The organism is Propioniciclava sp., assembly GCF_047602245.1.
In the GTDB taxonomy this organism is placed as follows: domain Bacteria; phylum Actinomycetota; class Actinomycetes; order Propionibacteriales; family Propionibacteriaceae; genus Propioniciclava.
In genome coordinates, this window is the sequence record NZ_JASGHT010000001.1 from 1,468,636 (window position 1) to 1,490,729 (window position 22,094).

The 22,094-nt window shown below is 69.4% G+C and carries 26 protein-coding genes; 10 read left to right on the forward strand and 16 right to left on the reverse strand.

What is annotated here, in order from left to right; all coding sequences use genetic code 11:
- Window positions 1–14 precede the first annotated feature (14 nt).
- Window positions 15–524, forward strand: a complete 510-nt coding sequence (locus QM708_RS07105) for a GNAT family N-acetyltransferase (protein WP_415105970.1) — start codon at window positions 15–17, stop codon at window positions 522–524.
- 78 nt (window positions 525–602) lie between these two features.
- On the opposite strand, the gene QM708_RS07110 is transcribed toward QM708_RS07105, so the two are convergent.
- Window positions 603–1,109, reverse strand: a complete 507-nt coding sequence (locus tag QM708_RS07110; protein WP_415105973.1) for a TspO/MBR family protein — start codon at window positions 1,107–1,109, stop codon at window positions 603–605.
- A gap of 226 nt (window positions 1,110–1,335) precedes the next feature.
- On the opposite strand from QM708_RS07110, the gene ctlX reads away from it, so the two are divergent.
- A complete protein-coding gene (ctlX, locus tag QM708_RS07115; protein ID WP_415105975.1) occupies window positions 1,336–2,259 on the forward strand; it encodes a citrulline utilization hydrolase CtlX in 924 nt (307 codons plus the stop codon).
- Window positions 2,260–2,388: 129 nt separating this feature from the next.
- Here ctlX and QM708_RS07120 read toward each other — a convergent pair whose 3' ends face one another.
- A complete protein-coding gene (locus tag QM708_RS07120) occupies window positions 2,389–3,438 on the reverse strand; it encodes a TIGR01777 family oxidoreductase (RefSeq protein ID WP_415105978.1) in 1,050 nt (349 codons plus the stop codon).
- Complete coding sequence (locus tag QM708_RS07125; RefSeq protein WP_415105981.1) at window positions 3,356–3,799, reverse strand: hypothetical protein; 444 nt, start codon at window positions 3,797–3,799, stop codon at window positions 3,356–3,358. The genes QM708_RS07120 and QM708_RS07125 overlap by 83 nt, the downstream gene beginning before the upstream one ends.
- 195 nt (window positions 3,800–3,994) lie before the next feature.
- Here QM708_RS07125 and QM708_RS07130 point away from each other — a divergent pair, with 195 nt between their 5' ends.
- The 3 genes from QM708_RS07130 (at window position 3,995) to QM708_RS07140 (ending at window position 5,460) form a co-directional block, all read left to right on the forward strand.
- On the forward strand, window positions 3,995–4,480 hold the full coding sequence (locus QM708_RS07130) for an SRPBCC family protein (protein ID WP_415105983.1): 486 nt from the start codon (window positions 3,995–3,997) through the stop codon (window positions 4,478–4,480).
- A gap of 99 nt (window positions 4,481–4,579) precedes the next feature.
- Window positions 4,580–4,963, forward strand: coding sequence for an ArsR/SmtB family transcription factor (locus QM708_RS07135; RefSeq protein ID WP_415105986.1), 384 nt, complete (start codon window positions 4,580–4,582; stop codon window positions 4,961–4,963).
- A gap of 11 nt (window positions 4,964–4,974) precedes the next feature.
- The gene (locus QM708_RS07140) at window positions 4,975–5,460 is read left to right on the forward strand and encodes an SRPBCC family protein (protein WP_415105989.1); all 486 of its coding nucleotides are present in this window, start codon (window positions 4,975–4,977) and stop codon (window positions 5,458–5,460) included.
- A gap of 47 nt (window positions 5,461–5,507) precedes the next feature.
- On the opposite strand, the gene QM708_RS07145 is transcribed toward QM708_RS07140, so the two are convergent.
- The 5 genes from QM708_RS07145 to QM708_RS07165 all read right to left on the reverse strand — a co-directional run bounded on the left by QM708_RS07145 (window position 5,508) and on the right by QM708_RS07165 (window position 11,172).
- Complete coding sequence (locus QM708_RS07145; protein WP_415105992.1) at window positions 5,508–6,626, reverse strand: helix-turn-helix transcriptional regulator; 1,119 nt, start codon at window positions 6,624–6,626, stop codon at window positions 5,508–5,510.
- 185 nt (window positions 6,627–6,811) lie between these two features.
- Window positions 6,812–8,035 (reverse strand): arginine deiminase, encoded by a 1,224-nt coding sequence (locus QM708_RS07150; RefSeq protein ID WP_415105994.1) that lies wholly within the window; start codon window positions 8,033–8,035, stop codon window positions 6,812–6,814.
- Window positions 8,036–8,229: 194 nt separating this feature from the next.
- Complete coding sequence (locus tag QM708_RS07155) at window positions 8,230–9,996, reverse strand: DEAD/DEAH box helicase (RefSeq protein WP_415105997.1); 1,767 nt, start codon at window positions 9,994–9,996, stop codon at window positions 8,230–8,232.
- An 88-nt stretch (window positions 9,997–10,084) separates the two neighbouring features.
- Window positions 10,085–10,690: a DUF305 domain-containing protein gene (locus QM708_RS07160; RefSeq protein WP_415106000.1), complete on the reverse strand. Its 606-nt coding sequence runs from the start codon at window positions 10,688–10,690 to the stop codon at window positions 10,085–10,087.
- An 11-nt stretch (window positions 10,691–10,701) separates the two neighbouring features.
- On the reverse strand, window positions 10,702–11,172 hold the full coding sequence (locus tag QM708_RS07165; RefSeq protein WP_415106003.1) for an NUDIX domain-containing protein: 471 nt from the start codon (window positions 11,170–11,172) through the stop codon (window positions 10,702–10,704).
- Between the two features lie 77 nt (window positions 11,173–11,249).
- On the opposite strand from QM708_RS07165, the gene QM708_RS07170 reads away from it, so the two are divergent.
- Both QM708_RS07170 and ald read left to right on the forward strand, forming a co-directional pair.
- Window positions 11,250–11,438 (forward strand): DUF5302 family protein, encoded by a 189-nt coding sequence (locus QM708_RS07170; protein ID WP_415106006.1) that lies wholly within the window; start codon window positions 11,250–11,252, stop codon window positions 11,436–11,438.
- Window positions 11,439–11,440: 2 nt separating this feature from the next.
- On the forward strand, window positions 11,441–12,550 hold the full coding sequence (ald, locus tag QM708_RS07175) for an alanine dehydrogenase (protein WP_415106009.1): 1,110 nt from the start codon (window positions 11,441–11,443) through the stop codon (window positions 12,548–12,550).
- A gap of 42 nt (window positions 12,551–12,592) precedes the next feature.
- Here the strand turns inward: ald and QM708_RS07180 are convergent, their stop codons facing one another.
- Window positions 12,593–13,105, reverse strand: coding sequence for a hypothetical protein (locus QM708_RS07180; RefSeq protein ID WP_415106011.1), 513 nt, complete (start codon window positions 13,103–13,105; stop codon window positions 12,593–12,595).
- A 249-nt stretch (window positions 13,106–13,354) separates the two neighbouring features.
- On the opposite strand from QM708_RS07180, the gene QM708_RS07185 reads away from it, so the two are divergent.
- The 3 genes from QM708_RS07185 (at window position 13,355) to QM708_RS07195 (ending at window position 15,326) form a co-directional block, all read left to right on the forward strand.
- Window positions 13,355–13,819 carry a hypothetical protein gene (locus tag QM708_RS07185; RefSeq protein WP_415106013.1) on the forward strand — a complete coding sequence of 155 codons (465 nt, stop codon included), beginning with the start codon at window positions 13,355–13,357 and terminating at the stop codon, window positions 13,817–13,819.
- 332 nt (window positions 13,820–14,151) lie between these two features.
- A complete protein-coding gene (locus tag QM708_RS07190) occupies window positions 14,152–14,448 on the forward strand; it encodes a hypothetical protein (RefSeq protein ID WP_415106015.1) in 297 nt (98 codons plus the stop codon).
- Window positions 14,449–14,657: 209 nt separating this feature from the next.
- Window positions 14,658–15,326: a tyrosine-type recombinase/integrase gene (locus tag QM708_RS07195; protein WP_415106018.1), complete on the forward strand. Its 669-nt coding sequence runs from the start codon at window positions 14,658–14,660 to the stop codon at window positions 15,324–15,326.
- A gap of 162 nt (window positions 15,327–15,488) precedes the next feature.
- Here QM708_RS07195 and QM708_RS07200 read toward each other — a convergent pair whose 3' ends face one another.
- The 7 genes from QM708_RS07200 to QM708_RS07230 form a co-directional block, all read right to left on the reverse strand.
- Complete coding sequence (locus QM708_RS07200; RefSeq protein ID WP_415106021.1) at window positions 15,489–15,824, reverse strand: hypothetical protein; 336 nt, start codon at window positions 15,822–15,824, stop codon at window positions 15,489–15,491.
- On the reverse strand, window positions 15,821–16,606 hold the full coding sequence (locus tag QM708_RS07205; protein ID WP_415106024.1) for a peptidoglycan recognition family protein: 786 nt from the start codon (window positions 16,604–16,606) through the stop codon (window positions 15,821–15,823). The genes QM708_RS07200 and QM708_RS07205 overlap by 4 nt, the downstream gene beginning before the upstream one ends.
- Before the next feature lie 15 nt (window positions 16,607–16,621).
- On the reverse strand, window positions 16,622–18,454 hold the full coding sequence (locus QM708_RS07210) for a right-handed parallel beta-helix repeat-containing protein (protein WP_415106027.1): 1,833 nt from the start codon (window positions 18,452–18,454) through the stop codon (window positions 16,622–16,624).
- Window positions 18,451–19,824 carry a hypothetical protein gene (locus tag QM708_RS07215; protein ID WP_415106030.1) on the reverse strand — a complete coding sequence of 458 codons (1,374 nt, stop codon included), beginning with the start codon at window positions 19,822–19,824 and terminating at the stop codon, window positions 18,451–18,453. Before QM708_RS07215 ends, QM708_RS07210 begins: the two co-directional genes overlap by 4 nt.
- Complete coding sequence (locus QM708_RS07220; RefSeq protein WP_415106033.1) at window positions 19,821–21,302, reverse strand: hypothetical protein; 1,482 nt, start codon at window positions 21,300–21,302, stop codon at window positions 19,821–19,823. Before QM708_RS07220 ends, QM708_RS07215 begins: the two co-directional genes overlap by 4 nt.
- A 117-nt stretch (window positions 21,303–21,419) precedes the next feature.
- Window positions 21,420–21,740: a hypothetical protein gene (locus QM708_RS07225; RefSeq protein WP_415106035.1), complete on the reverse strand. Its 321-nt coding sequence runs from the start codon at window positions 21,738–21,740 to the stop codon at window positions 21,420–21,422.
- Window positions 21,741–21,742: 2 nt separating this feature from the next.
- Window positions 21,743–22,093 (reverse strand): hypothetical protein, encoded by a 351-nt coding sequence (locus QM708_RS07230; protein ID WP_415106038.1) that lies wholly within the window; start codon window positions 22,091–22,093, stop codon window positions 21,743–21,745.
- Window position 22,094: the final 1 nt, after the last annotated feature.

The following is a 22,094-nucleotide window of genomic DNA, read 5'->3' on the forward strand; positions in this document are numbered from 1 at the left end:
TGTGCGATAGCGCAATGGAAATCCTTGCCGAACTCGGCGACGTGGCGGTCGCCCGCGCGGACCAGGAACATCTGCCGACCATCGCGCGCCTGCTCGCGGACGACCCCACGTCTCCGCAGTACGTGGCCACCACCACGCTGATCAGCGACGAGATCCTCGGCCCGCTCCGCGCGGTGTTCGATCTGGAGCCCTTCTTCGAGCGCATCATCGCCGATCCGAACCAGCTGCTCGCGGTGGTCCTCGACGAAGGCGACCGGGCGATCGGCACCTTCCAGCTCACGATGATCCCGACCCTGGGTCGCGGTGGAGCCCTGCTCGCTGTGGCGTCGAACGCCCGCGTACGCGCGGGAGCCGACAGCGTCGCGGTGTCCAAGCGGGTGTTCACCTGGGTGATCGAGCATGCGCGCGCTCAGGGCGCCAAGGCGCTGCTGGTGATCGCCGAGAAGGAACGCGCCCATATGCACGGCTTCTTCACCACGATGGGATTTAGGCCCACTCACGACGGTCTCGTGCTGCCGTTGTAGCCCGGCGAGCGCCGGGGGGCACACGGCCCCGGTCTCGAGCGACCGTCCGGCCCCGTCTCGGGCGACCGTCCGGCCCGCTCAGGCGTCCGGGTTGAGCACCGCGATGGACGCCGACAGCACCGTCGCGAAGGCGCACCATCCCGCGTAGGCGACCAGCCCGAGCGCCTTCGGCCCGGTCTTCAATCCGCGGCGGGCCAGATCGACGCTGAACGCGGTGAGCGCCGCCGCTCCCACGGCCGACAGCCAGGTGTTGTTGGCCCGGAAGAACAACCCCGACCAGCCCGCGTTCAAGGTGAGATTCACCGCGAGGGCCTTGGCATAGGCGGACGCCTCGTCGTCACGTCCCTGCCGGCGCAGGTCGTGGATCACCGCGGTCGAGGTGATGGCGATGATCGCGTACAGCGACGTCCACGCCACCGGGAATGCCCAGTTCGGCGGCTGGAAAGCCGGCTTGGTCAGGCTCTGGTACCAAGAGCCCTCCGGCTCGGTGAGCAGAGACCCGACCACCGCACACGCCGTCACACCGGCGCCCACTTTGGCGAGGGTGACGCCCCACCCCGGGCGCTTGTTCGTCGAACCGTTCATGCGACCTCCTGTGTGAGCCTCGGCCCCGTTCGCGGTGCCGTCCGATACCGCCGGCACCGCCCAGGTTAATCACCGTTGCCCGGCTTGCCTACGATCGCCCGGCATCCTCCACGACACCACCCGGTTTCCGGGCGACATCAAGACTCCGAGCGGTGCGAACGGGCGATCCCGGCTAGGCTCGGCCGGATACGCGTCTCCCTGGTGGAGCAGAGAAGAAGAGGACGGGATGAGGAACAAGGTTCAGGCTCCTTCGGCGGTGGTCATGGTGCGTCCGCATCACTTCACACCCAACCCCGAAACGGCGGCTGACAACGCCTTTCAGCTGCCCCGGCCCGAGCTGACCGCCGATTCGATCTCGGCGCGGGCGCTGCGCGAGTTCGATGAGGCCGTCCGGGTGCTGATGAGCCACGGCGTCCGGGTGCACGTCTTCGACGATCTGGGCACCGACACGCCCGACTCGGTGTTCCCGAACAACTGGTTCTCCACCCATCACGGCGGGCGGGTGGTCATCTACCCGATGGCCGCCCCGAGCCGGCGCACCGAGCGCCGCGCGGACATCATCGAGATGCTCAAGCGCGACTACCGCGTGCAGGAGGTCATCGACTACTCCGGCATGGAGAACGACCGGCTGTTCCTGGAGGGCACCGGCGCGATGATCCTCGACCACGCCGAGCGGATCGCCTATGTGGGTGCCTCGCAGCGCGCCGACCCGATCCTGCTGGAGCGGTTCTGCACCCATCTGGGCTACGAGCCGATGGTGTTCGCCAACACCGATCCGGACGGTGCCGCGATCTATCACACCAACGTGATCATGAGCATCGGCACCGAGTTCGCGCTCGTGTGCACCGACGTGATGACGGACGCCGCCCGGCGCGACGAGATCATGGCCCGGCTGACAGAGTCCGGGCGCGACATCATCGACCTGAGCTGGGCGCAGATCAAGGAGTTCTGCGGCAACGCCCTCGAACTGACCGGCACGGACGGCCGCATCCTCGCCTGCTCGCAGCGGGCCGCGGACGGCTACACCGACGAGCAGCGGGCCATCATCGAGCGCTCGGCGACCATCGTGCCGATCGACGTGCCCACCATCGAGCTCGCCGGCGGGTCGGTGCGCTGCATGCTGGCCGGCATCCACCTGACCCCGCGCTGACGCCCTGACGCCCTGACGCCCTGACGCCCGACCAACGACCTGACGCCGCGCTGAGCGACCGAGGACACACTGACCACCGGGCCCGCGCCGACCACCTGACCCCTCGCTGACCGACCGCGCGCGAGGCGGTCAGCGCATCAGCGCGTGCGCCAGCGCCTCGATCAGTGTGCCCTGGCAGAACCGGAAGCCCGAGTCGACCAGTGTGCCCGAGGACACCCGCTGGTCGGTGTCGATCATCTGGTCGTAGCCCTCGGCACCCAGCATCAGCTTGGGCCCGAACGCGGGCGTCGGGATCGCCGAGGGGCGGTGCAGAACGCGGCCGAGCGTGTCCGCGAACTCGCCGTGGGTGACCGGGCGCGGTGCGACCAGGTTCACCGGACCCTCCAGCGCCTCGGTGGCCAGCGCATGCACGTAGCCGCGCACGGTGTCGTCAAGGCCGATCCAGCTGGTCCAGGCATCCGCCTTGGCGAGGCGTCCGCCCACGCCGAGGGAGAACAGCGGGATCTGCGGCGCGAGCGCACCGCCGCCCTCGCTGAGCACGATGCCGGTGCGCAGGAACACCGCCCGCGCCCCGGCGGCCACCACCGGACCGGCGGCGTCCTCCCAGTCGCGCACCACCTCGGCCAGGACGCCGTCGCCGGGGGCGGCGTCCTCGGTGAGCAGTTCGCCGGGACGCCGCGCCCCGTAGAACCCGACGGCGGACGCCTGCACCCACGTCGGCACGCCCGCCGCGGCGGCAGCATCGGCCAGGGTGCCGGTTGCCTCGAGCCGCGAGATGCGGATCTTCTGTTTGTGCTTGGCCGTGAACCGCCCACCGATCGAATGACCGGACAGGTTGATCACCGCGTCCGCCCCCTCGAGCACCGCCGGGTCGAGGCGGTGCCGCGCCGGGTCCCATCGGGCGGTGCCGGGCCCGGGACGTCCGGAACGCACCAGCCGCACCACATCGTGCCCGGACGCGACCAGCAGCGCCGCCACCTGGGTCCCGATCAGGCCGGACGCCCCGGCCATCACCACGCGACGGGGCAGCGCGGCGAGCCGAGTGTGCAGGGCGAGGTCGTCGCGCAGCTGGCGGGCACGGAAGGCGAACAGGCCGTCAAGCTGCATCTCGACCAGGGCCTCGTCCAGCGGTCCGGGCAGGTTGACCGGCAACTCCCAGGTGACCCGGTCGGTGATCACCGTCGAGCCGCCGGGGCCGTCGGCGAACTCGTGCTCGTGGTACCAGCGCTTGAACGGCCCCGAACAGTTGCTGGTCGACGAACCGCACCCCGGGCTCCAGGTCGATGTGCCGCAGCCGCCAGCGGACGCCGAGCGGCCTTTTCGCCCCCTTGCGGGAGACCCCGGGAAGCAGGGCCGCGATCAGCGGATGCGAGACGACGATCTCGCTCTCGGAGCCGACGTTGATGCCATCGGTCGGCGGCTTCAGCGGCGTGGTCATGCCGGGCGGATGCAGCCGCAAGAACGCGGCCGGGCGCGTATGCCAGTCGAAGACGAGCGCACGCGGATACGGGTAGCGCGAGACGCGTTCGAACACGGGCATGCGGGCCTCCTTTGGCGACACGTGCGTCCTGCCCAGCGTAGTGCGGACGAACGTGGGGCAGCAGGGCCCGCGCGAGTTACGATGGCCGGTAAACAACGTCGAGGACACCCCCTAGCGTCACCCAAGGCCACGACCCTGGCACCGGCCCGCACCCAACTCGCGGAGCCGGGTGGGCAGCACCGAAGGAGAATCAGCATGCCCGTCACGTACGTCACCCACGACCTCGACGCTCGTACTTTGACGATCGTCGCCGACTTCGCCGCACCGGTCGATCGCGTGTGGCAGGTCTATGCGGACGCCTCGCAGTTGGCCCAGGTGTGGGGGGCTCCCGACTACCCGGCCACCATCGTCCACCACGACCTCACCCCCGGCGGTGAGATGCGCTACTACAAGACCTCGCCCGAGGGTGCCGTTTTCCACGGCCTGTGGCGGGTGCTGACCGTGGACGAACCGCACCGGCTCGTCTTTCAGGACAGCTTCGCCGATGAGGACTACGCGATCACCGAGGCGCTGCCGGTCTCGCAGTACAGCTGCGCCTTCGCCGAGCACGAAGGGGGCACCCGGGCCACCTATGTCGGCGTCTACCCGACCTCCGAAGGGCTTCAGCGGCTGATCAACATGGGCATGGTCGAGGGCATGATCGCCGCGCTCGCCCAGATCGACGCGCTGCTCGCCAACTGAGGGCGCACCCGCATCCGGACGGACCAGCCACATCGCCCGTGGATCACGTCTTCACCCAAACCCTCGACACATACAACCATTTGGTTGTATGTTGTGCTCATGGAGAACGACGAGGACCGCGCGGACGCGATGTTCCACGCCCTCGCCGACCGGACCCGCCGCGACATCCTGCGCCGCGTGCTGACCGGGGAATCGTCGATCTCCACCCTGGCGGAGAAGTACGACATGAGCTTCGCCGCCGTGCAGAAACACGTCGCCGTCCTCGAACGAGCCGGGCTGATCACCAAGCGCCGCTTCGGTCGCGAGGCGCTGGCCAGCGGCGACGTCCAAGCGGTCCGCTCGGTGCGCTCGATGCTTCTCGAACTCGAGGACGTCTGGCGCGGGCGGATCGCACGCATCGACGAGTTGCTCGCCGATCCGGCCCCATCCTCGACCACACCGGTCACCGGCCCGCAGGCGCCCGAGGGCGCCGGGCCCTCCTGAAGGAGATCACCATGCCCGTCACCCACGTCACCCACGATCTCGACTCCCGCACCCTGACCATCGTCGCCGACTTCGCCGCCCCGGTGGAGCGCGTCTGGCAGGTCTATGCGGACGCCGCCCAGCTCGCCCAGGTCTGGGGGCCGCCCACCTACCCGGCCACCTTCGTCCGTCACGAACTCACCCCCGGCGGCGAGATGCACTACTTCATGACCTCGCCCGAGGGTGAGCGCTTCTACGGCCTGTGGCGGGTGCTCACCGTCGACGAGCCGCACCAGTTCACCTTCGAGGACGCCTTCGCCGACGAGAACTTCGCGGTCGCCGAGACCCTGCCCGTCTCGCACAACACCTACGCCTTCGCCGAACACGAGGGCGGCACCCGGGCCACCTACACCGGCGTCTACCCCAGCGCCGAGGCGCTGCAGCAAGTGCTCGAGATGGGCATGGTCGAGGGCGCGACCCTCTCCCTCAACCAGATCGACGCACTGCTCGCCGGCTGACCGCGCACCGCCTCCCCGGAGGGCTTCGGACACTCTGTCGGGGAGAGTCAGCTCGCGCGGTCCTGACCGTAGATCATCTGGCGTTCCAGTGCGGACTGGACGTAGTCGACGAAGATCCGCGCCACCACCTCGGCACGGCTGTTCACACCGCACTTGGTGATGATGGCCTTCACGTGGTCGCGCACCGTGTGCAAGGACAGGCCCAGTTCGGCCGCGATCTCCTTGTCGGCCAGGCCTCGCGACAGCCGCTGCGCGATGTGCGCCTCGCGCGCGGTCAGCCCGAAACTCGCCATGGCGACCGGGATCAGGTCCGAGGCCCGCGCCGGTTCGATGCTGAGCGCCACCAGGTCGTCGCCTTCGGTCCGGGCCGCGCTGATCCTGAACCATGCCCCGGACGCCGACCGCATCCGGGTGATCACCGCCTCGCCGGACGCGGCCGCCCGCGCCCGCGCGACCAGCCCACCGAGCATGCCCGGCACGCGCTCGTCCCCCTCCGCCTCGAACGGGGACGAGCGCCTGATATCGGCCAGCAGGCCTCGGGCGTCCGTCGTCGCGTGCACCAACCGGCCGGCGGAGTCGACGATCGCGATGCCCGAACCGACCCCCGCCTCCGCCCCGCGGCTGACGGCCTGCTGAAGCATGCCGGCGACCGGACGGACCAGCGCGTGAACGCGCGCGAGTTCGGCGGGCTCGAACGGCCGGTCACGAAGAATGTGGACGAAGGCGCGGCAGTGCTCACCGGTGCGGAAGGCGACACGAAGCTCGTCGACGAACAGCGCGGGACGGAAGATATCGAGATAGCGCCGCGCCAGCCGGTCCGCGCTCTCATCGGCACCGGCTTCGGACGCCTCGGTGATCGCGGTGACGTCCGGCGGCAGGTCCGGGCATGACCGTCCGCCCTGCTGCCGCGCATGCGAGCGGGCAGCCTCGATCAGCGTGCGCACAGGGACGTCCGCCCGGGCTAGATCGACGAACTTGTTGAGCCCGGTCTCGGCAAACTCCGCGGCCCAGAAACCCTGGCACGCGTCTGCGGAAATGCCCTCCACCAGCCCGGCGATCGGCAGCAGGGTGGTCGGATCGACGACCAGCAGTGCGGCGCTATCGAACCGGACCGCCTCGTGCAACATCGCCATGGATGCGCGCAGCGCCTCCGCGAGATCGGGCATGCCTGAGTTATCGCCCCGGCGCGAGCGCGGGCCGGTCCACCCGGCAGGTCCCCCCATGCGCCCACAATAGGCGGACGCGCCGGGTCCCGAACAGGGGGTCAGCGCCGAACCGGGTCGGCGTCCGGCCTACTCAGAGCGGGCGCAGCGCCGCGCGAGGCCGTCGACGAGCCGGGGCTATCAGCCGATCAGAGCGGGTCGCGTTCGATCGGGCAGGACATGCAGCGGGGGCCGCCGCGTCCGCGCCCGAGCTCGGAACCCGGCACCTCGATCACCTCGATGCCGCCGGCGCGCAGATCGGCGATGGAGGCCTGGTTACGCTCGTACCCGATCACCGTGCCGGGCGCGACCGCGAGGACATTGCAGCCGTCGTGCCATTGGTCGCGCTCGCGGGCGAAGTAGTCCTGCTGGGTGGACAGGATGCGCACCGAGTCGATGCCCAAAGCGACGGCGAGGCTGGAGGCCAGGTCGCCGTCGAGCCGGGTCGTGCGCAGCGGCAGATCCATGTCGCCGGGCTCGATCAGGTAGCACTCGGGCTGGGGCAGGTCGGCGTACAGCAGGAACGACTCCGGGTCGACCATGGTGAGCACGGTGTCGAGGTGCATGAACGCGCGGCGCGCGGGCAGCCGCACGGCGACGATCCGCTTGAGGGCGTTGTCGGCGAACAGGCGCAGCGCGAGCCGCTCGATCGCCTGCGGCGTGGTCCGCTCGGAGATGCCGACGAGTAGGGCGTCCGGCGAGATGACCAACACGTCGCCACCCTCGATGGTGGCGTTACCGGTCTCCAGATCCTCAGACCACACCCGGTGCCCGGTGCCGGCGAACAGCGGATGCCAGCGCAGGATCGCGCGATAGTTGACGGCCTCGCGGCGGCGGGCGAAGTGCTTCATCGAGTTCACCGAGACGCCGTCGCCGATCCAGCAGGTCGCGTCGCGGGTGAACAGGTGGTTGGTCAGCGGCGTCACCAAGAAGTCGTAGGGGTGCGCGATGCCGAACACCACCGACTGCGGGACCGGCATGCGGTCGAGCGCCTCCTGCTTGGTGAGGCCGCCGACGAGCACGTTGTACAGCTCATCGACCTCGGCGTGGGCCAGGTGAGACTGCAGCGCCTCGGCGAGGGCCGGGCCGAAGGTCCGGTCGTCGAAGGTCTGGCCGAGGACCCAGCCGCGGGCACCCGTGCTGGTCAGCGTCTCGCGCAGCAGCTGGTCGAAGTAGAGCACCTCGGCGCCCGCGCCCCGCAGCGCGTCCGCGAAGGCGTCGTGCTCCTCGTCGGCACGTTCCAGCCAGAGGCTGTCGTCGAAGAGCAACTCCTCGGAGTTGCTGGGCGTCAGCCGGGCGAGCTCAATGCCCGGACGATGCACGATCACACGGCGCAGTTGGCCGACTTCGGAGGTCACAGAGAGGCGTGGCACATCGGCACCCTATCCGAACCTGCGCGGGTGTCGATGGTCGAAATCTATGTCCAGTTCGAGGGGGCATCTCCGCGACAAGGGGAAACGCGCGCAGGGTCACATCTGGACATAGATTTCGACCATCTCAGAGCGGCGACGATCCCCTTCGGAGTCGCGAAACGGCCCCACCCGAGGCCCCAGGCGGCGCGAGCCGGTCAGGAACGGCGCTGCCAGTCGCGGATCATCGCGATCCGGGCATCCACCTGCTCGGTGGTGGCTTGGGCGAGCGCCGGCCCGCCGCACTGGCGGCGCAGTTCGGCGTGCACGTGGCTGTGCGGCATGCCCTTCACCCGGGCGTACTGCGACACCAGCGAGTTGAGCTCCTTGCGGCGAGCGGCCAGCGCGCGGTGCAACGAGGCCTCGGGGGTGAGCTTCTCGCGCTTATCGGCGCGGGCATGCCGGTTGATCTGCCGGTTCTGCCGCTCGCGCAGCAGGTGGGTGATCTGTTCGGTGTCGAGCAGCCCGGGCAAGCCGAGATAGTCAGCCTCATCGTCGGAGGTGGGCACGGCATGCATGCCGAACTGCTGCGATTCGAACAGCACGTGGTCGAAGGTGGCCGCCGAGTCGATCGCCTCGAAGGCGCCCATCAACTCATCGGAGGCCGCCTCGCGCCGGTTCGCCGCCTCAATCAGTGCCTCCGCCTCGGCCCAGACGTCGATCACCTCGTCGCCGGCCTTGCGGCCGAGGATGTGGTCGCGCTGCCGCTCCAGCGATGAGGCGTGCGCCAGGATGATCGGCACCGTCGGCAGGAATACCGTCGCCACCTCGCCGCGGCGCCGGGTGCGCACGAAGCGGCCGACCGCCTGAGCGAAGAACAGCGGGGTCGACGTGGCGGTCGCGTACACACCCACCGCCAGCCGCGGCACGTCGACTCCCTCCGACACCATGCGCACCGCCACCATCCAGCGGTCCTCGGATTCGGCGAACGCATCGATCCGTCCGCTCGACCCAGCGTCGTCGGAGAGCACCAGCGTGGGCTTCGTTCCGGTGATCGACTCCAGCAGCCGCGCGTAGGCGCGGGCATGGGTCTGGTTGGTGGCGATCACCAGACCGCCGGCGTCGTGCACGTGGCGGCGCACCTCGGTCAGCCGGCGGTCGGCCGCGCGCAGCACGGCGGCGATCCACTCCCCCTTCGGGTCGAGCGCGGTGCGCCACGCCTGCTGGGAGACGTCCTTGGTGGTCAGCTCGCCCAGGTTGGCCTCGATCGTGTCGCCGGACTTGGTGCGCCAGCGCATCGGCCCGCCGTAGTTCATGAACACGACCGGGCGCACCACGTGGTCGCGCAGCGCGTCGGCGTAGCCGTAGGTGTAGTCGGCCCGCGAGATCAGGCCGCCGCCGGGCGCCTCGGTGTAGGTGACGAACGGGATCGGGTTGTCATCGGACCGGAAGGGCGTACCGGTCAGCGCGAGCCGCCGGGTCGCGTACTGGAACGCCTCGCGCACCGCGTCGCCCCACGACAGCGCATCACCGGCGTGATGCACCTCATCGAGAATCACCAGCGTCTCGGAGTTGGCCGTCATCGTCTGGTAGCTGAGCATGGCGGCGGCCACACCCGCGTAGGTGACCGCCACCCCGTTGAACTGCCGGGACCGCCCGCGGCGGCGTCCGCCCAAGCCGGGGTCGAGCTGGATGCCGACCTTGGCGGCGGCGTCCGCCCACTGCACCTTGAGGTGCTCGGTGGGGGCGACCACGATCACCCGGCGCACGATCCGGGCGGCGAGCAGTTCGGAGGCCACCCGGAGCGCGAACGTCGTTTTGCCCGCACCCGGGGTCGCGACCGCGAGGAAATCCCGCGGCGCGGTGCTCAGGTACAGCTCGAGCGCCTCGGCCTGCCAGGCCCGCAGCCGCGCCGAGGTGCCCCAGGGAGCGCGCTGCGGGAAGGCCGGGCTGATCCGGTCGAACGCAGAGGAGGTGGGCGACATAGGCCCACGACCCTAGCTCGCCGCCGAGGTCGCCCCGGGCTGCCGGACGCCGCGTGTCGCGTCCTCGCCGATGCGCTAGGGCGCCGGATCAGAACCCGACGAGCAACTCCTGCATGAGGGTGATCTCGGTCTTCTGGGTGCGCACGACGTCCTCGGCAAGCTGCTTGACGCGCGGGTCGGAGCCTGTCGCCAGCACGCTCTCGGCCATGGCGACGGCACCCTCGTGATGGGCGATCATGCCCTCGAGGAACAGCTTCGTCGCGGCCAGCGTGTCGGCGTCCTGCAACGCCTTGAGACCAGCGGCATCCAGCATGCCGTGGGAGGGGTCGTGCGCCGCATGGGCGCCCACTTCGGGCTGGCCCCACTCCTTGAGCCAGCCGCGCATCCGGTCGATCTCGGGCTGCTGGGCGTCCTTGATCGCGGTGGCGAGTTCCTTGATCTCGGTCGACAGGCCCGGCTTGCCCAGCAGGATGTCGCTCATCTGCACCGCCTGTTCGTGATGGCCGATCATCTGCTGCGCGAACGTGACATCGGCGGGAGAGGCCGCGACCGTTGCGGCCGCCGACGCGGCCGGAGAGCCGGCCGGGGTCGAGGTCGCGGGCGCGCCCGAGCAGCCCGCCAGAACGATGGCGGTCACGGGAACCAGCCAGAGCGAACGCAGCGCGCGGCTCGGAGAGGTCAGGGGGTGATTCATCGGTTACTCCTTCATGGTCGGGTCAAGTGCTCGTGGAGCGCATCGAGCAGGGGGACCTGCCCGAGAGTCAGTTTCGTGCGAGCCTCGTCGAGAGAGAACCATCCCGCGCGGTCAACCTCGGGATAGGTGCGGTAGCGTCCCGAGCGGCGCGGCCATTCGACCTCGAACGTGTTCGAGGCGACGAACGCCAGATCGGGTGAGGCCTCCACCGCGAAGCCGTGCACCCGTTTGCCCGAACTGAGCCGCACCTCGCCCAGGTCGATCAGCTCACCTTCGGGCGCCGGCACCCCCACCTCTTCGCCGAACTCACGGCGTGCGGCGTCCTCGGGAGCCTCGTCGCCCGGGATGTACATGCCCTTGGCAAGCGACCACCCACCCCGGTCGCGGTGCCCCCAGAACGGCCCACCCATGTGCACGATGAACACCTGGACGCCTGCGTCCCCGACGGTGAACGGCAGGAGTCCGGCGCTGTAGAGGGGCATGGGGTCCATCGTGCCACTCACGCGCGAGGCGCCGCTGCCTCTGGACGCCCCGGCGTCCGGGCTGACACAGTGTGGTCATGACTGATTCAAGCGGCGATGCAGGCAAGGCAGTCGATCCGAAGGAGCAGATGAAGGCTGCTCTGGAGGCCAAGAAGAACGCGCACCACGGCAGCGCCCAAGGCGCGAACGGGGGCGGCAAGAACGCGGGCGGGCCGCACGGCCAGCAGGGCGGCAAGCGGACGTTCCGCCGTAAGTCCGGCGGATAGCGATGAGAATCGCGGTCCCCACGGAGGTCAAGCCCCAGGAGTACCGCGTCGCGATCACGCCGGTCGGCGTCGATGAGTTGACCCGGGCCGGGCATCAAGTGTTCGTGCAATCCCGCGCGGGGGTGGGGTCGTCGATCGCCGACGAGGACTACCGCGCGGCGGGAGCGACCATCGTCGAGGGCGCCGAGGCGACCTGGGCGTCCGGCGAGATGGTGCTCAAGGTGAAGGAACCCATCGCGGCCGAGTACGGGTTCCTGCGCGAGGATCTACTGCTGTTCACCTACCTGCACCTCGCCGCGGACCGGCCGCAGACCGAGGCGCTGCTGGACGCCGGAACCACCGCGATCGCCTACGAGACGGTCCGGCTGCCCTCGGGCATGCTGCCGCTGCTCTACCCGATGTCGGAGGTCGTCGGCTGTCTCGCCCCACTGGCCGGCGCGCAGGCGCTGATGAAGGCGCACGGCGGACGCGGCGTCCTGCTCGGCGGGGTGGCGGGGGTGGCCAACGCGAAGGTGGTGATTCTCGGCGGTGGCGTCGCCGGCCAGAACGCGGCCAACGTCGCCGTGGGCATGTGCGCCGACGTCACCATCATCGACAAGGACCTCGCCAAGGTGCGCGAGGTGTCCTGGCGCTGGGGCAACCGGATTCAGGCACTGGCGTCGAACGCGATGACGATCCGCGAGCAGGTGCTGGCCGCCGACCTGGTGATCGGCACCGTGCTGGTGCCTGGCTCGAAGGCTCCCAAGCTGGTCACCAACGAGATGGTGGCGCAGATGAAACCCGGATCGGTGCTCGTCGATGTCGCGATCGACCAGGGCGGATGCTTCGAGGACTCCCACCCCACCACGCACGAGCACCCCACCTTCCCGGTGCACGATTCGGTGTTCTACTGCGTGGCGAATATGCCCGGCGCAGTGCCGCACACCTCCACCTGGGCGCTCACCAACGCGACCCTGCCCTACGTCGAGAAGCTGGCCGCGCTCGGCTGGCGGCAAGCGATCGAGACGGACGCCGCCCTGCGCCTGGGTCTCAACGTGCAGGACGAACGGCTCCGCCACGAGGGCGTGGCCCGCGCCTTCAGCGACCTGCCCTACCAGGAGTACGCCGGCTGAGTCCTCTGACGACGGCGGCGTTCTCAGACGGCGGCGGCGTTCTCAGACGGCGGCGGCGTCCGCGATGGCGGCCAGCGTGGCCGGCATGGTCTCGGCGATCGCGCGACCGCACAGACGGTCCCACACCTTGGCGCTCGGGCCCTTGACCGAGACGGCCTGGGTGAGCACCCACACGTTCGAGGCGGCTGTCCCGGCGTCGGTGTCGTCCCGGTTCGCTTCGTCGCCCGCGGGCGCCTCAAAGGCCCGCGCGGCGGGCGTCCCCGCGTCCGCTCCACCGGACTCCTCCGCCTCGGCTGGTTCGGGGCGGGTCAGGGTGAAGTCGACGGTGAGGTAGGCGAACAGCAGCGCGAACCGGATCGAAAAGCGCCGATTCTGCTCGACCTCGGTGACCCGGAACCCCTGGCGGCGTCCGCCCACGGGGTACACGATGCCGCCGGCACCCTTGGCGACCGGGCCGTTGAGCTGCGCCTTGGCGACATAGGGGCTATCGAGGGCCCATCGTTCGGGGTTGGTGAAGTGCTCCCACACGATCCTGGGATCCACCGAAGCCGTCACCGAGTGACTGCGCACCTTCATTGACCTTCTCCCGTTGCCTGGCACAGACGCCCCATTGTGCGCCACAAACACCACCCACCGCCGACCATCCAGAGGATGGGCGCGGATCCAAGACTCCCCTGGTCGTGGCGTTCACCGGCACCCACTCCTGCGCCTGGGCCTGGGCCTGGGCAGCATGGCCCGATCCCGGCGTCCGCCACGACTAAGATCGTGACGACCGCACACGCTGCGGCAGTGGGGAGAACGCGCATGATTCTGACGGTGGTCCTGTTGTTCGTCGTACTGCCCCTCGCCGCCTACGCGATCGTCTGGGCGGTCATCTCGGTCGCGGCCGGCCGGCGCTGGGGCACCCGAGGGCGCGTGATCACAGCGGCCATCTTCATTCCCGGGATCTTCGTCGTCGTGATCGCACCGTTCTGGTGGGCGACGATGACCAGCGAGGACGACTATGGGGCGCCGCCGATCGGCCGGATCGCCTTGCCCTCCTCGGCGCAGATCACCGCGAGCGGCTCCGACTGCGCCAGCGGAGGCTGCTGGGCAGCGGTGTCGCTCAGCCCGAGCGAGGGTGCCTCACGCGAGCAGATGATGCGTGACCTCGAGAAAACCGAGCGGTGCACGGCTGGCAGCCTGTTCGACCCCCGAGCGGTGTGCTGGGAGCACGCCCCCGGCAGCACGGCACATGATCTGATCGCCCGCTACCAGCGTCCGTGGTAGGTGGTTGGCGACCGTCTTGCCTGATCGTTCCAGGCCTCACCGGTGGCCTCAACCGGCTCACGAGAGCCGGCTCTCCGGGCGTCCCTCCTGCCTGATCGCGGACGCTTCAGGTCGCGGTCGTCCCTCTACGCAAGAAACCCGGCCATAGGCCGGGTTCTCATCGGTGACACATTGGCGCGCTCGGAGGGACTCGAACCCCCAACCTGCTGGTTGGGAGTGCCAGGAGACGCTTCCGTTCGTCGCCGTCGACGGCGACGTCGGCGATTTTGGCGTGCTGACAACGTCTGATGATGGCGTGGTGGTGCCGTTCCCGCGGCGGTGGGTGTCATGAAATGAGTGTCAAGCCTGGTTTGACGCCGAAACGTGAGCGGGAGATCCCTGAGTATGCCGCGATGGTGCGGCGGGTGAACATGGCTCTGGGGCGCCGTGTGGGTGATGCCGATGTCGAGGACCTGGCCGAGTTGCTCGCGATGCGTGGGGTTGTCGAGCAGGCGACCGCCACGGCGATCCGGGGTATGCGGCGCCGAGGCGTCTCGTGGGGCGACATCGGCCGCGGCCTGGGAGTCACGCGGCAAGCGGCTCATGCGGCGTGGGCGTGGGTTGAAAGTCTCGACCACGGTCCTCGATGACGGGGGCCGGCGCTCTACTGTCCGGCGGCGTGAATCTGGACGATCCTCGATCGAAGTATGTGCCTGCCTGTTGGTGTGAGCCGATCGCGGCGTGGTGCGCTGCGCTGGTGACAGCAGGCCGGGCGGCGGACACTGTGGTGACGCGTGGCGACCAGCTGCGCCGGCTTGCGCGGGCGATGGGCGATGTCGGCCCGTGGGACGTGACGAGTGTGCAGCTCGTCGAGTGGGCTGCTCGGCAGGTGTGGAGCCGGGAGACGCGCCGGAGTGTCTACGCCGGCGTCCGAGCGTTCTACCGGTGGGCGGTCGGCGCGGGTTTGATCGGCCACTCCCCTGCTGATGGTCTGCCGGCGGTGCGGGCGTCTGATCCGTGCCCGCGGCCGACGCCGGATGACGTGCACCACCAGGCGCTCGCCGATGCTGATCCGCGGACGTGGATCATCTTGAGGCTCGCGGCCGAGGCTGGTTTACGGCGTGGTGAGATCGCCCGGGTGCATGCTCGTGACTTGTGGCGTGATCTCGCGGGGTGGAGCCTCACGGTGCACGGCAAGGGCGGCAAGACGCGGGTGGTGCCACTCACGGACGCGTTGGCGGACGCGCTGCGCGTGGCGATCGCCGCGGCGGGCGGCGGGTGGGTGCTGCCTGGCGATGTGGACGGGCACCTGTCACCGCGCTGGGTCGGCACACTGGCTGCTCGGGTGTTGCCGGGCGCTTGGACGCTGCACAGTTTGCGGCACCGGTTCGCCACGAGGGCTCATGACGCGACTCACGACCTGATCGCTGTCCAGCGACTTCTAGGGCATGCGTCGGTTGCCACGACCCAGCGCTACGTTGCGTCGTCTCAGGATGCTCTACGTCGTGCGGCCGCGGCCGCCGCGTAGCAGATACGCTCAGGGTTCATGAAGTGCTGGGGGTGCGGCCTTGACCTCGATGACGGCGAGGCGTGCTGGAGGTGCGAAGTGGTGCCGGCGTTGCGCCAGGTGTGCGCAGACGCCGACACCGATTGCTGGGTGACGTGCGGGGATCAGTCCCGCTGCGACGAGCTATTCGTTCATGACGCCGGGTTGGGCAGTGCTGATGTCGCCTTGGGCTTGGCGGGTGCGGGCGGCGTCTCGGTCGGCGAGGGCTGCTGAGACGGCGGCCTTGATCCGGGCGTCCAGGACGCCGTTGGTCTGTGAGGCGGCTTGGGCGCTGTTTCGGCTGGCAGAGGCGACGACTTCGCCGACGAGGAGCCCGAGGATCACGGGTCCGGCGATGACCCAGATGGGTGAGGAATCGACGCCGGATTGCTCGGCGGCCAGCCAGGCGCCGAGGAACAGGCCGGTCATGATGATGCCGGCGACGAGGGAGCGTAGCGGCATGGTCTTGTCGTTGGTCACAGCGCGGCCTCTTCGGCGTCCGTGGTCTTGGTGATGTGGTTGTAGATCGCGGCGATCGCGTCGTCGGTGCGGATGCTGGTGCCGTCGGCGAGGGTCAGGCGCTCGAGCTCGGCGGCGGCGGCGAGGGCGTCGTCGCGCGTGGTGGTCCACGTGCGGGCAGGGTCGCGGCCGCTGACGGGGATGGCGGCGGCGAATGCTGCGGTGAGCTCGTCGCGGATGATGGTGCGGAGCTCGTCTTTGGTGGCCATGATGTCGTCTTCCTTGGGCTGGGTGTGGGTGGTGGTGGGTGCCGGTAAGCCGGCGCGGACCCAGGCGCGTAGGTGCGGGCCTGGGCAGTCGGTGCGGGTGCTGCCGGCGTCGCCGTGGCCGACGATGGTGCAGCCCTTGGCTGCCTTGCCGGCGAGCTCGTGGGCGACGCGGCGCAGGGTGGTGAGCATGGCGGGGGTGGGGGTCTCGGCCATGCCGAGGATGGCCAGGATGGATTGCGAGGTGCCACCCTGACCGGCGGTGGCGCCGTCGCGGACGTCGGCGCCGCGGAGCTCCCAGACTCGGCCGGCTTGGTCGACGCCGACCGCGTAGGCGATGTCGGTCCAGCCTTGGACGGCCTGGTGATAGCGCTGCCAGGCGCGCAGGTAGCTGGCGATCGCCTCGGGGTTGGCGCCGATTGGGGTGGTGGAGGCGGGCCAGTGGATGACGATTTTACGGACGCGTGACCAGGTGAGCAGGGTGCGGCCTTTGGCCGGTTGCGCACCCCAGTCGGTGCGGCGGTAGTCATAGCGCATTCGACGGGCCTTTCGTTATGCGTTAGCGATGGTGGTGACGCTGCCGGAGGAGCCGCGGTATTTCAGGGCGCCGTTTTCGACGTAGATGATTCCGCCGCTGGCCGGGCTCGCGGTCGGCACAGCGTGGGCGTTGCGGATTCCGATCACGCCTTTCCCGGCGCCGAGCCCGGATGATTCTTGGGCGCCGGCCAGCAGTGTCGAGCCGGGGATGATGAGCGGCAGCCCGTCTGCCGACGGGTAGTTCGCGATTGGGCCGGGGTGCGAGTTCGCCATGCTCAAGACGTTGCGCGAGGTGGCGAAGGAAAGTTGCTCGGTGGCGCGGTTTCCGGGGTCGGTGATGGTATTGCCGATAGCGACGATTCGGGTGGCGTCTGGGGCGAGAACGGCCATGGATCGGCGGGTCGTGGCCGTGTTGGTGGTCCAGGAACTGGTGATCGCGTTGAGGGCGACGACGACGGCGCCGAGCGTGCCGGTGAGGAGCAGGCCACTGCTGCCTGAGGCGTGGATGAGGTTGGCGGAAACCACGGCGTCAGTGACGGATTGGATCAGGATTCCCGTGACGCCGGCATCGGTGACCGTGTTGCCGGTGACGGTGATCGCGTAGCAGCCGGGGCCGCCGGAGCCGACCATGATGCCGTGCCAGGCGGCGGCGGTGACGGTGTTGCCGGTGATGCTGATCGCGCGGACGGGGTGGTCGACGGATGATCCGACGACCTGGATGCCGGCATAGTTGGTGGTAGCACCATATGTGTTCGCTTGCGTGATGGTGTTTCCGGAAATCGTGACGTTAGCGGTAGATCGGATTCCGTAGGAGCTTTCTTCTGCGATGTAGATCCCGGCGTTGCGCGTGGTGTCGACTGCATTGGAGCTGATGGCGACGGTGTCACCGCCGACCACAGCGATGCCGCGGCTGTGAGACTGGCGGATCACGTTGCCGGTAATGCTGACAGATCGGCAGCGGCCGGAATCGGTCAGGTAGGAGACCACCGCGATGCTGTCGTCTCCCGTGTTCTCGAGCTGGTTGCCGGTAATGGTGATGTCTCGTGATGCGCCGGTGACGTGAATGCCGTCGGCTTTGGTGTCGCGGATGTGGCATCCCTCGATCCGTCCGGAAGTGCAGCCATGGCCGACGTAGATGCCGACGCCCTCTGTGCCGGTGGTTGAGCAGCGGGCCACGCTCCAGCGGTCGGAGGACTCGATGGAGATGCCTCGGGTGGGGCCGCGGCGCAGGGTGGGGTTGGCCCCGCGGGAGATGAGGCCGTCGAGGGCGAAGTCTGTGCACCCGACGAGCTGGAGGTATGGCTTGGTGGTGGAGGAGCAGACGAGTTCTGCGCCGTCGCCGAGAAGCTGGAAGTGGTGACGGCTGGCGATGGTCAGGCCGCGATGGTGGTAAGCGCCGCGCGGGAAGTAGAGGGCGTCGCCGGGCTCGAGTGCAACAAAGAGGTCGTTGAGCGCGTCGGTGATGTCGCTTCCGTCGCCGTAAATGCCACGTAGGGCCACGTTGATGGGGAGTCGGGTGGTGACGAAAGCGATTCGGTCGGCGACCGCGTTGGCGGTCTCGGTGGCGCTGTCGTCGATGAGGTGCGCGACGGCGTCATCCTCACCCGTCAGTCCCATGATCTGTTCGGCGGTGGCCAGCGCGGCTTGCATCTGTTGCCCGGCGGCGATCAGTGCTGGGAGTTGCGCGAGCCAGGTGGTCGCCGCGTCGTTCGAGGCAGTGAGCTTCGAGGCGAGCCGCTGCGTGTACTCGGGCAGTAGATAGAGGTAGTTGCTGCTGTCGAGGAGCGGGAAGCCGCCGGGGTCCATGCGGCCGATTTCATCGTCGTGCGGGGGGATGGACAGTGTCATGTGGTTCTCCAGCTGGTCGGCGCGTCGACGACGCGGGTATCGATGATGCGGATCTGGTCGGCGAGGGTCAGCGGGTCGTCGAGTGGTCCGCAATGCTCGAAGCGGGCGGCGACGGTGTCTCGAGGCCTTGGGTTGGTGGGGACATCGGCGGGCGTCGGCCAGTCTGACCACCTCATCGGGCGGATTCCGGCGGTGACGGCCGGGGCGAGGGTGACGCTGGCTGTGAGCTGGCCGGCGGCGATCTCGATGGTGCCGGCAGAGATGTAGACGGCGGGGTCGAGATCGGCGGGCACGGGGTCTAGGAAGAAGATGGTGGTGGTGCGCCGGCGGACGTCTAGGACGGCGTCCCAGGGCACATCGTCGAGGCCGACGGCCAGGCGGGCGGCGGTGAGGACCGGTCGCGGGGTGGTGCCTTCGCCGGCGATGCCAGCGGCGAAAGGGCCGATCTCGGGGAGGACGACTGTGGACGGGTCGAGGGGGTGAGCGGCGGTGGTCTCGAATTCGAGGTCGGTGTCGATCGTCAGTGACGCTGTGGGGAGGTGCCGGGCCTGCGGCGATCGCCAGTTGCGGCTTGTCTCGCTGACGTCGCCGGTGTCGCGGTCGGCGACGTAGAAGGTGACACGGACAACTGTGACTAGCCCGCGGCGACTTAGGTCGCGTCCGGCGTCCTCGACGCGGGAGGCTGACAGGACCGCGGGGGGCGCGCCGCGTGAGACGACGGCGGCCGGTGGGTGGGGTGGGTCATGGCGGGGGACTCTGATATGTGTGCCGTCAGGGTGCACGAGGGCTATGCCGGTCGAGCTCGCGACTGCGAGGCGGGCGTAGCTTGAGGCGGTCCGGTGGATGATCTCGAGGGCGTCGGCGGCGTCGACGTCTCGGGCGACCAGCCACTGATGCTCTGGTGAGTCGTCGTCGGGGTCGAGGAGCGCTATGGGGGATGCGTGGTTGATCTGTGCGATGCGGTCTCGGAGCCGCACGTCAGCGGCTGGCCACGGGGACGCGGCGAGTCGGATTCCGGCGGCGCGTCCGACTGCGTTCGCGGCGGCGATCTTGTAGATCCAGGCATCGGAGGTGCGGCGGGCGTGGACTGATTCGACCCACCATGACCCAAGGTCGAGGGTGGCGTTGTGGACTCGGCAGGATATGTGCAGTTTTGAGTCGAGGTGGATGAGCCCCGGGGTGGGGTAGCGGAGCGTAAGGGATAGTGAGCCTGGCTCTTCGTGGGTGCGGGCGTTCGGGTGCGACCACTCGCAGGTCAGGGCGCCGACGGCGGTGAGGATGCCGAGGTTAGCGGCTGCACCGCTTGTCGTGTTCACCGTGATGGTGTCGTCGATCTTGAGAGAAACGTCGACGGGCGTGGACCACCTCATAGCGGTGAGCCGGTCAGGTCAATGACGCCTCGGATGCGTGCGTCTGAGGTCAGGATGCTGCGGATCTGTGCGGCGACGGCGCGCGGGTCTAAAGCACCATTCACGGTGATCGCGATGACGGGCGCGACCGCGGTAGCCGCCGAGTTAGATCCGCGCATGAAGGCGGGCGCGGCGCTGATGCCGGCGGCGGCAGTGAAATCGGCCGGGCTGACGGTGAGCTGCGCGCCGACGGATGCGCCAGAGAAGAAGCTGCCGATGTCGGCGCCGACCTTCTTGGCGCCGGCGAGGAGGCCGCCGACCACGTCGGCGGCGCGCCGGGCGAGTCCCATGAGCCTGTCAATGGCGTCCATGGCAGGTTGGAGGAACTCGGCGCCGGCGGCTTCGATCTGGTTGAAGGTCTGGGAGAGCCATCCCCAGGCGGCTTGTCCGGCGGCGACGGTCGCCCGCCAACAGTCGAGGGCGACTTGCTTGACGGCGTTCCAGTTCTGGACCAGGAGAACGATGATGGCGATGAGCCCGGCGATGCCGATGATGGCCAAGCCGACGGGGTTGGCGGCGAGGGCGGCGTTCCACAGCCATTGGGCGGCGGTCACGGCGGCCTGGATGGCCGGCAACGCGGTCATGATCGCGTTGTAGCCGACGACGACGCCGACCAGGGTGCCCAGCACGCCGATGAGGATCAGGAACGCGTCTGCGTTCTCGGTGATGAAGGTTGCGGCGACGGCCATGGCCTGGTTGGCTGCGGTCTGTGCGGGGAGGAGCGCGGTGCCGAGGGTGGCTGAGGCTTCCTCGGCGGCGGCGCGGGCGCGCTGCTGGGCGCCGGCAGCGTTGTCGGCTTCGCGGGCGAACGCGCCGGCGGTATCAGCGGTCTGCTCGTTGAGGAGGGCGAGCATGGCTTGGGCGGTGGCGGCTTTGTCGGCCTCGCCTGTGAGACCGTTGAGGCCCATGGCGGCCTTGCGGGCCTCGACGTCGGCTGCCTTGATGCTGACACCGTAGCGTTCGATCGGGTCGGCTTCGCCGCGCATGAGGCTGCCCAGTGCGGCCACGGCGTCCGAGGTGGGGCCGCCGAAGGTGGCGGCGAGGTCGGCGCCCTTGCTGATGAGGTCGTCGGTCTGGCCCGCGAGCTGGGCGGTCGGCACCCCCATGTTCTTGAGCTGCGAGCCGACGATGGAGGCCATCTCCTGGTATTCGCTGGTGGCCAGTCCGACGCTGTCGACAGCCTGGGCGGCGTAGGCCTTGACGGCGTCCGCCTGGCCCTTGAACACGCTCTCGACGGCGCCGGTGGATTCCTGGAGGCTGCTGGCGCTGCTGGCGGCGTCCTGGGCGAGTGCGAGGAGCCCGACGCCGACGGCGGCCGCGGGGACGGCGGCGCGGCGCAGGCCGTCGTCGAGTCGGCTGCCGGCGCTGGCGACTTTGTCGAGGTCGCGGGCGGCGTCGGATGCGTCGGTTACGACCTGGACCTTGAGAATGGCGGTCATGGGCTTACCTCCTTGCTGCGCGGTCGTCGAGGATGGTGAGGATGGTCGCGATCTGCTGGTCGTCCTGCTGGAGGAGCCAGGGCATCGGGAAGCCGGGGGCGGCTGCCGCGATCTCGGTCAGGAGCCGGATGCGGGAGCCGGCCGGGTAGGGTCCGCCGGCGCCGTGTCGTCGATCTTCTTGACCTGGGCTTGGAGGCAGTGGGCTTCGAAGTCCTCGAAGGTGTCGGTGGTGTCGCCGGCGCGGGTCATGGCTGCCCACGCGAGGAAGGTTGACCAGAGGAAGGGGGCGTCGATGGCCTGGGGCCACTGTCGGCGTCCGCGGGTGAGGTCCCAGCGGACCACGTCACGGTTGTCGGTCTGCACTTCGAGCTGGACGAGGGTGCCGTCGGGCTGCTCGACGACGACGTCGATGATGGGGCTCTTCAATTGGATGGTCATGGTCAGGCTCCTTGGACGGTGTCGAGGGCGTGTTGTGCTTCGAGGTCGAGGGTGTGCAGCCAGGCGGATTCGGTGGCCTCAGCGGCGTGGGTGAGCCAGGGCCGGCCGTTGTGACCGGCCCAGCCCTGGTGTTGCGGGATGGCGTAGCGGGCGGTGTTGGTGACTTGGACGGCGCCGGGGGTGGTGACCAGGGCGTGGCTGCTGGCGAGGTGTCCGGTGCGCCTGGGGGCGTCCTGGGCGGCCTGCTGGGCGATGATCTGGCCGGCGGCGGTGTGGTCCAGCGTGTCGAGTTGCCGGCCGGCGTCGCGCAGGGTGTGCGCGAGCCGGTCGGCGCCCTCGACGGTGATGTCCATG

What these genes read in the sequence shown, in the direction of transcription:
- QM708_RS07105 (WP_415105970.1), top strand. Translation starts at nt 15, where the DNA reads ATGGAAATCCTTGCCGAACTCGGCGACGTGGCGGTCGCCCGCGCGGAC.
- QM708_RS07110 (WP_415105973.1), bottom strand. Translation starts at nt 1,109, where the DNA reads ATGAACGGTTCGACGAACAAGCGCCCGGGGTGGGGCGTCACCCTCGCC.
- ctlX (WP_415105975.1), top strand. Translation starts at nt 1,336, where the DNA reads ATGAGGAACAAGGTTCAGGCTCCTTCGGCGGTGGTCATGGTGCGTCCG.
- QM708_RS07125 (WP_415105981.1), bottom strand. Translation starts at nt 3,799, where the DNA reads ATGCCCGTGTTCGAACGCGTCTCGCGCTACCCGTATCCGCGTGCGCTC.
- QM708_RS07130 (WP_415105983.1), top strand. Translation starts at nt 3,995, where the DNA reads ATGCCCGTCACGTACGTCACCCACGACCTCGACGCTCGTACTTTGACG.
- QM708_RS07135 (WP_415105986.1), top strand. Translation starts at nt 4,580, where the DNA reads ATGGAGAACGACGAGGACCGCGCGGACGCGATGTTCCACGCCCTCGCC.
- QM708_RS07140 (WP_415105989.1), top strand. Translation starts at nt 4,975, where the DNA reads ATGCCCGTCACCCACGTCACCCACGATCTCGACTCCCGCACCCTGACC.
- QM708_RS07145 (WP_415105992.1), bottom strand. Translation starts at nt 6,626, where the DNA reads ATGCCCGATCTCGCGGAGGCGCTGCGCGCATCCATGGCGATGTTGCAC.
- QM708_RS07155 (WP_415105997.1), bottom strand. Translation starts at nt 9,996, where the DNA reads ATGTCGCCCACCTCCTCTGCGTTCGACCGGATCAGCCCGGCCTTCCCG.
- QM708_RS07160 (WP_415106000.1), bottom strand. Translation starts at nt 10,690, where the DNA reads ATGAATCACCCCCTGACCTCTCCGAGCCGCGCGCTGCGTTCGCTCTGG.
- QM708_RS07165 (WP_415106003.1), bottom strand. Translation starts at nt 11,172, where the DNA reads ATGCCCCTCTACAGCGCCGGACTCCTGCCGTTCACCGTCGGGGACGCA.
- QM708_RS07170 (WP_415106006.1), top strand. Translation starts at nt 11,250, where the DNA reads ATGACTGATTCAAGCGGCGATGCAGGCAAGGCAGTCGATCCGAAGGAG.
- ald (WP_415106009.1), top strand. Translation starts at nt 11,441, where the DNA reads ATGAGAATCGCGGTCCCCACGGAGGTCAAGCCCCAGGAGTACCGCGTC.
- QM708_RS07185 (WP_415106013.1), top strand. Translation starts at nt 13,355, where the DNA reads ATGATTCTGACGGTGGTCCTGTTGTTCGTCGTACTGCCCCTCGCCGCC.
- QM708_RS07190 (WP_415106015.1), top strand. Translation starts at nt 14,152, where the DNA reads ATGAGTGTCAAGCCTGGTTTGACGCCGAAACGTGAGCGGGAGATCCCT.
- QM708_RS07205 (WP_415106024.1), bottom strand. Translation starts at nt 16,606, where the DNA reads ATGCGCTATGACTACCGCCGCACCGACTGGGGTGCGCAACCGGCCAAA.
- QM708_RS07210 (WP_415106027.1), bottom strand. Translation starts at nt 18,454, where the DNA reads ATGACACTGTCCATCCCCCCGCACGACGATGAAATCGGCCGCATGGAC.
- QM708_RS07215 (WP_415106030.1), bottom strand. Translation starts at nt 19,824, where the DNA reads ATGAGGTGGTCCACGCCCGTCGACGTTTCTCTCAAGATCGACGACACC.
- QM708_RS07220 (WP_415106033.1), bottom strand. Translation starts at nt 21,302, where the DNA reads ATGACCGCCATTCTCAAGGTCCAGGTCGTAACCGACGCATCCGACGCC.
- QM708_RS07225 (WP_415106035.1), bottom strand. Translation starts at nt 21,740, where the DNA reads ATGACCATCCAATTGAAGAGCCCCATCATCGACGTCGTCGTCGAGCAG.
- QM708_RS07230 (WP_415106038.1), bottom strand. Translation starts at nt 22,093, where the DNA reads ATGGACATCACCGTCGAGGGCGCCGACCGGCTCGCGCACACCCTGCGC.